The 11,051-nt window shown below is 44.1% G+C and carries 9 protein-coding genes; 4 read left to right on the forward strand and 5 right to left on the reverse strand.

The window, feature by feature from the left end; genetic code table 11:
• Nucleotides 1-101: 101 nt before the first annotated feature.
• The 5 genes from ACSZO1_RS20000 to ACSZO1_RS20020 form a co-directional block, all read right to left on the reverse strand.
• The gene (locus ACSZO1_RS20000; RefSeq protein WP_437615777.1) at nucleotides 102-821 is read right to left on the reverse strand and encodes a DUF554 domain-containing protein; all 720 of its coding nucleotides are present in this window, start codon (nucleotides 819-821) and stop codon (nucleotides 102-104) included.
• A gap of 43 nt (nucleotides 822-864) precedes the next feature.
• Nucleotides 865-1,833 (reverse strand): glucokinase, encoded by a 969-nt coding sequence (glk, locus tag ACSZO1_RS20005; RefSeq protein ID WP_437615779.1) that lies wholly within the window; start codon nucleotides 1,831-1,833, stop codon nucleotides 865-867.
• Nucleotides 1,834-1,943: 110 nt separating this feature from the next.
• Complete coding sequence (locus ACSZO1_RS20010; protein WP_437615781.1) at nucleotides 1,944-3,611, reverse strand: GMC oxidoreductase; 1,668 nt, start codon at nucleotides 3,609-3,611, stop codon at nucleotides 1,944-1,946.
• An 89-nt stretch (nucleotides 3,612-3,700) separates the two neighbouring features.
• Nucleotides 3,701-4,756, reverse strand: coding sequence for a sugar phosphate isomerase/epimerase family protein (locus ACSZO1_RS20015; RefSeq protein WP_437615783.1), 1,056 nt, complete (start codon nucleotides 4,754-4,756; stop codon nucleotides 3,701-3,703).
• A gap of 94 nt (nucleotides 4,757-4,850) precedes the next feature.
• The gene (locus ACSZO1_RS20020; protein ID WP_437615785.1) at nucleotides 4,851-5,975 is read right to left on the reverse strand and encodes a Gfo/Idh/MocA family protein; all 1,125 of its coding nucleotides are present in this window, start codon (nucleotides 5,973-5,975) and stop codon (nucleotides 4,851-4,853) included.
• 593 nt (nucleotides 5,976-6,568) lie between these two features.
• Here ACSZO1_RS20020 and ACSZO1_RS20025 point away from each other — a divergent pair.
• The 4 genes from ACSZO1_RS20025 to ACSZO1_RS20040 all read left to right on the forward strand — a co-directional run bounded on the left by ACSZO1_RS20025 (nucleotide 6,569) and on the right by ACSZO1_RS20040 (nucleotide 10,857).
• Nucleotides 6,569-7,834, forward strand: coding sequence for an MFS transporter (locus ACSZO1_RS20025; protein WP_437615787.1), 1,266 nt, complete (start codon nucleotides 6,569-6,571; stop codon nucleotides 7,832-7,834).
• Between the two features lie 62 nt (nucleotides 7,835-7,896).
• Entirely contained in the window at nucleotides 7,897-8,349 is a 453-nt protein-coding gene (locus ACSZO1_RS20030) for a C-glycoside deglycosidase beta subunit domain-containing protein (protein WP_437615789.1), read from the forward strand.
• 11 nt (nucleotides 8,350-8,360) lie between these two features.
• Nucleotides 8,361-9,470, forward strand: coding sequence for a xylose isomerase (locus ACSZO1_RS20035; protein WP_437615791.1), 1,110 nt, complete (start codon nucleotides 8,361-8,363; stop codon nucleotides 9,468-9,470).
• A gap of 61 nt (nucleotides 9,471-9,531) precedes the next feature.
• Nucleotides 9,532-10,857, forward strand: coding sequence for a lactonase family protein (locus ACSZO1_RS20040; protein WP_437615793.1), 1,326 nt, complete (start codon nucleotides 9,532-9,534; stop codon nucleotides 10,855-10,857).
• Nucleotides 10,858-11,051 lie beyond the last annotated feature (194 nt).

The raw sequence follows: 11,051 nt of genomic DNA on the forward strand, positions 1-11,051 counted from the left end.
CAGGATAGCTTATCGGTAGCTAACCGTCCCTCCATCCACATGACCAAGCGTTGCACTTATTATCTGAATTCGCGAAGCGCTCTCCAAATGATTACTGTCCGTCAGTTGGAAAAGTGAACCCACAGGTAGGATAGCGGCATAGCCCAAAGTAGAGCTGGTAGCATACTCGCTACAGGGAATAACTTTATGCCGCAGATTCTCAATCCTGTCGCCAACATTACTAAACCTCCGGCAGCATAAAAGTCAGACCTCATAACCTTTGTTGTTAGGGGGAGCAGCAGTACTGCACTGTAGGCAAGTATTAGCTGGATTACCAACTGCGGTACAAACAAAATTACGACTGAATACCCTAAACGGGTAGCAAAAAGAATGGCACAAAAGAAATCCATGAATGCTTTTGTAATTAGCACTGAGGAGTCTCCATTCATACCCTCGTTCATCGCCCCCACAATTCCGGTACCACTGGCTCCGAATAAAATAATTAATGCCACGAAGATTTTTAAAAACTCCTCATTAGTTATTTCTCCTCGTGGTTTTGGTAGAATCGATTCGACGATGGTTTTTGTTTTTGTTGCGACGGTATTAATTTTTTTCTCAAGGGAGATTAACTCGCCAGTAAGTGCGCCGAGAATGCCTGCGAGCACCATTACGGGCATGTTGACAGTTTCCATTATCAATACCACTGCCATTGCCATCGAACAAATGCCAAACATCAATGGCATTCCTTCGTGTAGGCGTCTTGGTATCCAAGGAGATGATAGACTTCCTGCGACGCCACCAACGACAATTGCAATGCTATTAATATAGGGACCGACAATCACGTAACCATCTCCAAAATTACTTGATACCGTAGTATTTACGGAATTAACTGAGAGAATAACCCAACAGCTGGCGCATGTGAGCCCCGGCACCAAGTAGCCCGGGCTGAGGGTGCGTAATCAGGAAAACGGGAATATCTTTTAGATATTCATTAAAGCGTCCCTTGTCTTCAAAGGCGTTCCTGAAGCCGGATGATTTGAAGAAATCTAGGAAACGAGGAACAATACCGCCGGCAATATATACGCCTCCGAATGTCCCCATAGTTAAGGCCAGGTTGCCACCAAAACGGCCAAGCAAGATGCAAAATAGAGAAAGTGCGCGGCGGCAATCGGTGCATTCATTACTCAATGCCCGGTCGGTGACGTCTTTGGGTTTTAGCTTTTCTGGAATACGCCCGTCCACTTTGACAATACCCTTATAGATGTTCACGAGACCTGGCCCGGAAAGGACGCGTTCATAAGAAATCCGTCCATGCTCACTTCTTAATGCCGACAGTATGCGGTCTTCTTCTTCGCTATTAGGGGCGAAGTCAACGTGGCCACCTTCACCAGGCAGACTAATAATTTGCTTTTCAGTTTGCACAAGATGACAAACACCAAGGCCTGTACCTGCGCCGTACACTGCGATGGGCTTGTTCCGTTCTGCGATGCCCCCACCAAACTTCAATAAATCTGCTTCCTTAAGCATGGGGATCGACATAGATACCGCTTTGAAGTCGTTAATGACTTCAAGATTTGTCAGACCAAGATTGAGCTGCATTGAGCTGATTGAGAATTCCCATGAGTGATTCGTCATATCAACCCAGTCATTTGTGATAGGGCAGGCTATAGCAATGCAAGCTTCGTTAACAGTGACATGCTGACCTTCCAGGTAATGGGTTATAACATCTTCAAGTGTGGCATAATCATTCGCAGAATAAGTATGGATATGTGAGATAGTTCCATCGCTGATATCACACAAGGCCAGACGTGCATTTGTTCCGCCGACGTCGCCGACAAGAATGAAATTTGGCATCAAATATACCTTTAGCATTGAGAATTAAAATTTTTAATTAATGATTCCCTTTTTGTAATTGAATTAGCTAAGTCAGAATCATTAATTGAATTTATTTATAATAAGTTGGGTTAAAGCTGTCCCTTCTTATATTGTTCTGCCGCGTAATCACATGCCCGGGCAGTAATAGCCATCATTGTTAGTGTTGGGCCGACCGTGCCACTCGTTACAAAGCATGCTCCATCAGTGACGAAAACATTGCTTACGTCCCAGCATTGGTTAAAGCTGTTAAGCACTGAGGTTGAGGGATTGTCTCCCATTCTCGCTCCGCCACTTTCATGTATGGCTGCGCCCAGACCAACACTCTTTTTAAACGAGAGGCGAAAGATTGTTTTCATCAAAAACGTTTCATCAGGCATAGCATTCCGAGCGTTTTCCAGGCCAAGTGCCGTGCCTGCGAAATCAACTTTGTAGTTACATTCACTCACCATCTCCTTAATTGTACGAAGCTGTGCTTTCATGACGATCAGGTCATTTTCCCCGAAAGAACAATCAATATGCGGTGCAGGAATACCCCATGCGTCTTTTTTTCTGGGATTGAGTGTTATGCGATTTTCCGGTCTGGCCAGCATCTCACCGAAGCCCATCAAACCAAATTGGGATGGACTATCGGGTGATACGTAGCCCCGTCCAATTACGCCCTGGAAAGCAAATCCACGAATGAACTCTTTCGTCGTGTTACTGCCGATATTCTGGAATCGAGGAATAACGATACCGCCGGCAGGGCGGCAGAACGGATCCTGGGGAATCGTCTTGTCGTATTCCCATCCGAGGCTGTCCGGAACCGAACCAGCTATAAGGCTCGGTGTCTGTTCAAGGAAATAGCGCCCCAGAAGGCCTTTTGAATTGCCAATACCTTCAGGATGGCGTGGCGAGCGGGAATTTAATAAAAGTCTGACCGATTCAATCGCGGAGGCGCACAGCATGACCATGCCTGCACGTACGGTATGCTCTTGCTTTGTCAATCGATCGACAAATGTGACACCAGTGGCTTTGCCGCTAATTGGGTCTACATCTATATTTTTTGCTATCGCATCAGTGCGTAATTCCAGAAGGCCAGTATCAATAGCAGCCTGAACACCTATCGGGATGCGTTTTAAGTTTGGTGCAGAGAAACGCCAGCTGGTGACTTTACGCTCGGGCCATAAAGATTCGACTTTAGCTTTGAAGGCTTTTTCGGGTTTAGTCAGAATGGGGGTCTGAACAAATTTTCCGTCCGGTAAGTTCGGAATGTTTTCCTCTATGCCATAAACACCGAGAAACTCTTCGATTCGGGAATACCAGGGATCCAGTTCCTCATAGCTGATAGGCCAGTTTTGACCATAGCCGTCCAGGCTGGCAGCTTTAAAGTCATAGTCCGACATTCGTTGTAATACTCGACCGTATGTATGAAGGCGTCCGCCAAGTTGGCGCCCCCTAATCCATAAAAAATACTGCCCTTTTGGGGTGGTATAGGGGTTTTGCCAGTCATTTACAAACAAATGACGGTACTCGTTACTCATATAAGTTGCACGAGCCTGGAGGGGTTGCCCTGTTACGGCAATCTTAAAGCGGGCAAGAGCATCAATTTTTTTTACTTTTTCGTGGCGGCCTGGTGTTACGTTAAAGTCTTTTTCACCTAAAAACGGTCCGGCCTCGAGCAAGATAACGCTCATTCCCTTTTCAGTTAATTCCTTCACAGCTATGCTGCCCGCTACTCCTGAGCCGACAACAATCGCGTCATAAAATTCTTTTTTCATCTTTGCCTCGGCCGGATGATTCCCGGTAACAAATTAATCTGGTCTTGATTTCGCGGGAGAAGGCATTTGCCAACCCCCAATATCCACTCTCAAATGAGCCCGAGCATTTTTTTGATTTCATTGACGTCATTACCTGTTTCGGCAAAGTCATCAAAGGCTCGACTGGATACGTTGATAATATGTTCCTGAATGAACTTGCTCCCTTCGCGAGCGCCATCTTCGCTATTTTTCAGGCAGCATTCCCATTCAAGTACGGCCCACCCGCTATAGCCGTATTGAGTGAGTTTGCTAAAGATCGATTTAAAATCGATCTGTCCATCACCAGGGGAACGGAAACGACCGGCACGCTGTAACCATGGCTGATAACCACCGTAAACGCCGCTGCGGCCATTTTTGTTATATTCAGCATCTTTCACATGGAACGCTTTAATACGCTCATGATAGATATCGATGTATTCGAGATAATCGATTTGCTGTAAATGGAGGTGGCTAGGGTCAAACAGAATGTTGCAACGAGGATGGTGATCTACCTCGTCAAGAAAACGCTCAAATGAAGCGCCATCATGAAGATCTTCGCTCGGATGGATCTCGTAACAAACATCTACACCATATTCCTCATAGGTGTTGAGAATCGGCAGCCAACGACGGGCCAGTTCTTTGAAGCTCTCATCGAATAAAGCGGCATTGTGAGGTGGCCATGGGTACAAATATGGCCATGCCAGTGCACCAGAAAATGTTGCATGAGCATTAAGGCCGAGCCGGGCGGAGGCTTGCGCAGCCTTTTTAACGATTCCGGTAGCCCATTCCTGGCGCGCTTGCGGATCGTTTGCAAATTCTTTAGGGGCAAATCCGCCAAAAGGTTGGTTATAAGCAGGGTGGACGGCAACAAGTTGGCCTTCAAGATGTGTCGATAGCTCGCTTATTTGTAAACCATGTTCAGCAAGAATACCCTTCACATCATCACAATATTGCTGACTTGCTGCAGCTTTTTCTACGTCAAAAATATGTTTGTGGTTACAAGGAATCTGCAACGCTTTGAATCCGAGGTTTGCAGCCCAGACTGCAAGTCCTTCAAGACTATTAAAGGGTGGGGTACTGTCAATAAATTGTGCAAGAAAAATGCCGGGACCTTTAAGAGTGTTCATATAACCTCCTCATTAACCGGGTGGCAATGTTGCTGAAATGGAATGTGCGAAGCGAAGTGGCGCACATTTACTTGCGCCACTCAATAAAGAAAAATTAGAACTCTACAGCCTGACCGGTTTCTGCAGATTTGTAGATTGCTTCAAGTACCTGGGTAACGATAAACGCTTGTTCTGCAGTAACAACAGGGTCTTTGTCGTTCTCAATCGCATCAATCCATGCAGCAAGTTCAGCATCTGCAACTCGGAAGGGCTCGTTACCGAGATCTAAAGGACCAGGGCCGCCAAGTACGAATGGCTCGATATCTAACAATTCGCCAAAGCGCGCGGTATTAAAAGCAATACTGCCAGTACCGTCGACTGCTGAGGTTGGCGCTGCAGCACCATCACCTACCAGTTCGGCTCCTGCCTTCGTACCGCAAAGAGTAACCTGGCCTTCGCGTGCTTTAAGAATATTCAGCGCCCAGGACGCTTCGAGGAAGATTGTCGCCCCATTTTCCATTTTGATAAAACCGAATGCAGAATCTTCCACATCAATGGTTTTGGGATTCCATGGGCCGAACAAATTTCCTTCGAAGTTGTCTTTCATTTTGTGAAATACAGAGCCCGAAACCAGTTTCGGTTTATAGTTATCCATCGTCCACAGGGCAATATCCAGGGCATGGGTACCGATATCAATCAGCGGACCGCCGCCTTGTTTTTCTTTGTCCAGGAATACACCCCAGGTTGGTACCGCTTTGCGACGCACAGCATGTGCTTTGGCAAAATAGACTTCTCCCAGGTCACCTTCCGCGCTAGCGCGTTTCAGGATTTGTACGTCTTTACGGAAACGGTTCTGGTATCCGATGGTGAGTTTTTTACCGGTACGTTTTGCCGCATCCAGCATTTTCTGCGCATCTGTTGTTGTTGCCGCCATCGGTTTTTCACAAAGGACATGTTTACCTGCTTCAAGTGCATCTACGGTCAGAGGACTATGCGAGTTGTTCGGCGTCAGAACGTAGACAACATCGATGGATTTGTCTTTAAGCAACTCGCGGTGGTCTGAGTAAGTCTCAGCACCCGGTACGCCGAATTTAGCTGCAGCATCAATTGCACGATCAATTTCGATATCACAGAAAGCGACCAGGTCAACGCGATCTTTGGCTTTTGCAAATGCAGGGAAATGTTTACACACTGCAATGCGGCCGCAACCAATAATACCGATACGTAGTTTATTAACCATTTGAATTATCTCCGGCTTACCAATTTTGTAATGGCTGAGAATTAATAATCAGCTATTTGGGTTAATTAATTTGATAGGGAAAATGCTCATATCCAAGGACTGGTTATGTTATGCCGTGAATTGGAGATAAAAGGAAATGGGTTGTATGGATATTATGTATCTGCCAGACAGATACCCGCTGGATAAAAATTTATCGTCTATTTGATTATAGAGATCTAGATCACGTTTTTTCAAATTAAATTAAATGCAAAGACTGGTGCCTTTTTTAACTCATTGATTTTTAATGACATTATTTTGTTTTATTGTACAAACCTTTTGACTCAACGTGTGCGTTTATTTTGCTCGATTGTTCAATAGTTCAATTGTTACAAATGCAATTTATTGGTGGTATTTAATATAAGTTATTGATTTTAGGTGTTTTTATTTCATTTGGCTTGTTGGTTTTTATTTAGGGTCAATAATTAAATTATTCAAAAAATGAAGCTTGGATCACAAAAGAGAAAATTTTGGATTGTGATGTTTTGATATTTAGAATCTAGTAAATATAAATTACCTCGTTCCAACAGAAGTCCCTACAAATGGCGGAGTAAAAAATGCCTAATTGCTTTGCAGAAGAAAAATCTGAAATGTCATTTGATAACAGAAATAAGAATCCAAATGTAGAGAGTCAGATTTTACCAAAGTTTATTTTTAGCAGGCTAAGTATACTTATGCTGCTACAGTTTTTTGTTTTCGGCTCGTGGTTTACCACAATGGGTTTGGTGCTGTATACCCATCATCTGGGTGGGGTCATTGGGTTGGCTTACACTTCGTGCGCTATCGCTGCAATTTTATCGCCTTTGGTGTTAGGGGCTATTGGTGATCGTTTTATTTCGTCAGAAAAAGTTCTTGGTGTTTTACATATCCTGGGCGGTATCTTACAGTTCGTTCTGCCTGGTCTGGTGGCTGCAGGTGAAAATAATACAACTCTATTAGTTATCTTCTTATATATGCTCTGTTTTCAGCCGACCCTGGGCTTGGTGAACTCTCTTTCATTTCATAACCTTGGCGTGAAGGCTGATTTATTTCCCTTTTTAAGATTATTTGCCACGGGCGGTTGGGTCGTCGCAGGTGTGGTTGTAGGTATGTTGGGATATTCTTCAACGACTGGTATTTTTTATGTTGCAGGTGTATCAAGTATCTTACTTGGCCTGTATTCATTTACATTGCCATGTACAGAACCCCAAGCTAAATCAAGCAAATTTAATTTTTTAGATGCACTTGGTGCTAAGTCTTTTGTTTTGTTTCGCCATCGCGGATTCGCAGTATTAATGGCATGTGCGCTTCTTACATCTATTTCTCTTGGGTTCTATAATACGTATGCTTCGCCATTCATTGGTTCGTTGGGGGTCCAGAATGTTGCCGCAGTACTTGCCTTAGGACAATTATCAGAAATAATATTTATTCTTTCGGTTCCATTTGTTATTAAAAGAATCGGTATGAAATGGGCACTTCTTGTCGGTATGTCGATGTGGGGAATTCGCTTCATTATGTTTATTCTCGCAGCGCAAGGACATACCTGGACTGCTGTCGTTGGCGTAGGCTTACATGGCATTTGCAATGATTTCTTTCTCATTATCAGTGCCATGTACATTGATCGCCTTGCCCCTGCCGAAATGAAAGTTCAAGCGCAAAGTTGGCTTATCATTGCAATTTCCGGATTTGGTGCGACATTTGGCTCATTAATTTCCGGAACAGTATACTCAGGAACCGTGGATATAGAGATTGTGCAATCCTGGATACCTCTCTGGTCAATTCCTATTGGTATTGCCGTAGTGACGAGCGTTATTTGGCTTATAGGTTTTAAAGAAAAAAAATAACCAGCCAAAACGACATGTTAATTTTAAGTTGGAAACGTTCCATTTAATTAGTTGGAGGAGTTATGTTCGATAATTATTTAATTCGCCCGGGAAGTTTAAGAAATGAGAAAGTGAACGGGGAAGTGGTCGGATTTTCTTTAGCAGTAAGGCATGCCAACTATCGTGGATGCTTTGTTTCTCTTCATAACGGCTATTTTCTTTCAATCGATGGAGTTGAATACCCTAATTCTGTTCAGACATTTGAAATCAATGGGAAAGATCCTCGTAGTTATGAAGAACTCTCTCATGCTGTTTATGAGCATTGGGATTATGGTGACGATGGCATCCTGCATGTAGCTCTCCATGGTGGATTGAAACCGGGTAAGCATACAGTACTATTTCAGCAGTCAGTTCTTGCCGCCTACGGTTATTTGCCGACAGATGAAGAATGGGTCAAAAATCCGCCAGTTCCAGGAAAAGGTGCTGGATCTGACAAAACACCCTATGTCGTAAAATATGAACTGACTGTTGAATAAGGTGAATGAAAATGAAACGTGGTGTATCGCTCTATAGTTATCAGCAGTCACAATTCTTCAATGAATCTAATCTCGAGTCGCAAATTAGTGAAGTTGCGAACAATCTGTATGGCGCAGATGGTATTGAATTAATTGATGAAATGTCACTGAAATATCCTGTTCCAGATAAAGCTTTTATGCAGCGTTGGTACAAGCTAATTGACAGGCATAACGTCACGCCAGTGGCTATGGACGTATGCATGGACGTACTGCAATTCCGTACGCACGTCATGAACCATGATGAATGCGCAGAGCGCTTAAGAAGCGATATTAAACTCGCTAAAATGTTGGGCTTTAGCGTTGTTCGTGTACTGTCAATTGTCCCACTTGATGTCATGGTAAAAGCATTACCTTTAGCAGAAACATTGGATATACGTATTGGTAAAGAAATTCACCAACCGATGACTCTGGAAGGGAAACAGGTCAACGAAATTATCGAGTTTAGTGAGAAAAATAATACCCGTCATCTAGGTATCGTTCCTGACTTTGGAATCTTCGGTACCCGTCCTTCTGAAGCTCAGCTGGGATGGTTCGAACGTCGTGGTGCGAGTGCTGAAGCTTCCAACGCTGCGGTTAAATTAGCGGGAATGGTGAAGACGGATCCTCAAACCTTCAACGTTGCTAACCAGACTGCGGGTAACGTCAGGGCAGCATTTGGCCAGTTCATCGCGACGGGGGAATGTAATCCAGAGGCGAAAGTTTGCTTCAATGCGGTAAAAGCATTGGCGGAGCAGTTTATTGATAAACCGAAGCCTTTAGATTACACAGTCGTTGCCGAGGGTTTAACCCTGTCAAATACATCAGCTGAGACGCTGCGCGAAATTTGCCCACATATTACCCATATTCATGCCAAATTTAACAACATGTCAGAAATTCCGGGTAAACCCGGCCAATACCAGGACATTGCGATTGACTATGTTTCGGCGATCGACGCACTGCGCCGAGGTGGATATGAAGGTTATCTCAATTCTGAATATGAAGGGCAGCGTTACTTCCAGGATCGTGGCCGTGAATTCATGATGGATGAGTTTGAACAGGTTCGGCGCCATCAGGAAATGTTGCGTCGTTTGATTACAGCTTGATTATTTAACGCCTGCTGCCATTTTGGCAGCAGTTTTAATCCTGCATTTTTAAGGACTTATGATGAGTTACCCACAGAAGCCACTAATTGCTAACGCAATATTGCTATTGTGTTGTTTTGCTGGTGGGCAAACAGTCCTGGCCCAGACGGAACAAACAAGAAAAAAACAGGTTGATAAAACGATGGAAAATGTATCCGATACAAAATCATCTGCTGGCAACACGTCAGCTACAATTTTCGTTGGAACATACGGTGACGAGCACCAACCCGGAGGAATATATTCACTCCGCCTGAGCCAGGATGGCAAGAAAGTTGAGCAGTTGGCTCATGTTGAACAACCTAAATTAGCTGGATACTTGATGTACGACGCAGCAACAACAACGTTGTACTCCGTGGATGAGCGTAAGAACGATGGACGTGGGCCCGTTGAACCGCCTGCAAGTGTAATGGCGTTTTCGGTTAACCTGGACAGTGGCCATTTGACACACGTTAATACTCAAATTGCTCCTGGTCCACGCCCAACATATCTGAGCCTTGATAGCCAGAACCGTCGCTTATTTAGCGCTAACCACGGTGATTTCGATCATGTCGAGAAGGCCGTGTTTAAAGAAGGAAAATGGACATCAGCGTATGTTTATGATGACTCAACTGTCATCATGTACGGTCTTAACAAAGATGGTTCGATTGCTGGAATCAATGATCTGGTTGTACTGGGGGGGCATGGAAAAGATCCTAATAATTCCAAACAAGCGGGCGGTCATGCCCAGGCAAGTCCTCATGCGCATAGCGCAGTTGTTTCTCCTGACGGCAAGCACCTTCTTGTTTGTGACAAGGGCACGGATAAGGTTTTTGTATATTCTATCTCTGACAAGTTGAAATTAGTTAACAGCTATCAGTTCCCGGAGGAATCAGCTCCGCGCCACCTTGTTTTCGCAGACGACCAACGTTTATACCTCGATCTTGAAATCTCCTCTGAACTCGCCTCGATGGAATTCAATCAGGAGACCGGTGAACTTAAATTATTGGATAAAATTTCTACATTAGGCTCCAATTTCCATGGACTTAATGAGCCTGCAGAAATCAGGCTTCACCCTAATGGCCGTTTTGTTTACGTGAATAACCGCGGTGAAGATGCTATTGCCTGGTACAGCGTAGGTGAGAATGGAAAACTTGCTCGTCTTGGTTCCGTTCAGTTAGCGAAATCAATTCATCCAGGTCTTGCATCAAGGAGTTTTGCTTTTGATCCTGATGGACGTTATTTAGTTTCTGCAGATCGCCCTGATAATAAAATTAAAGTGTATGGGGTGAATGCTGAAAATGGTGCATTGAATCAGATTTCAGAGTTTAGTGTTCCTCAACCAGCGTTCTTAGCATTCGCAATAAATTAACTAGTCGGCTAATGGTTGAGTATTTAGCTGTTAGCCGTTTTTATTAAAATTCTAATATTATGTGCTTAATTACCCTGCTTGAAATCGGGTAGGGGTATTGCTTTAATAACTTATCTCACTAGGGAAGGTGCGATTAATTCGATGGGAACCATTTTTTCGTCCTGTCATCGTATGGTAAATGAACAAAGAACCGC

This window comes from Erwinia sp. V71 (assembly GCF_965644245.1).
Taxonomy (GTDB): Bacteria; Pseudomonadota; Gammaproteobacteria; order Enterobacterales; family Enterobacteriaceae; genus Erwinia.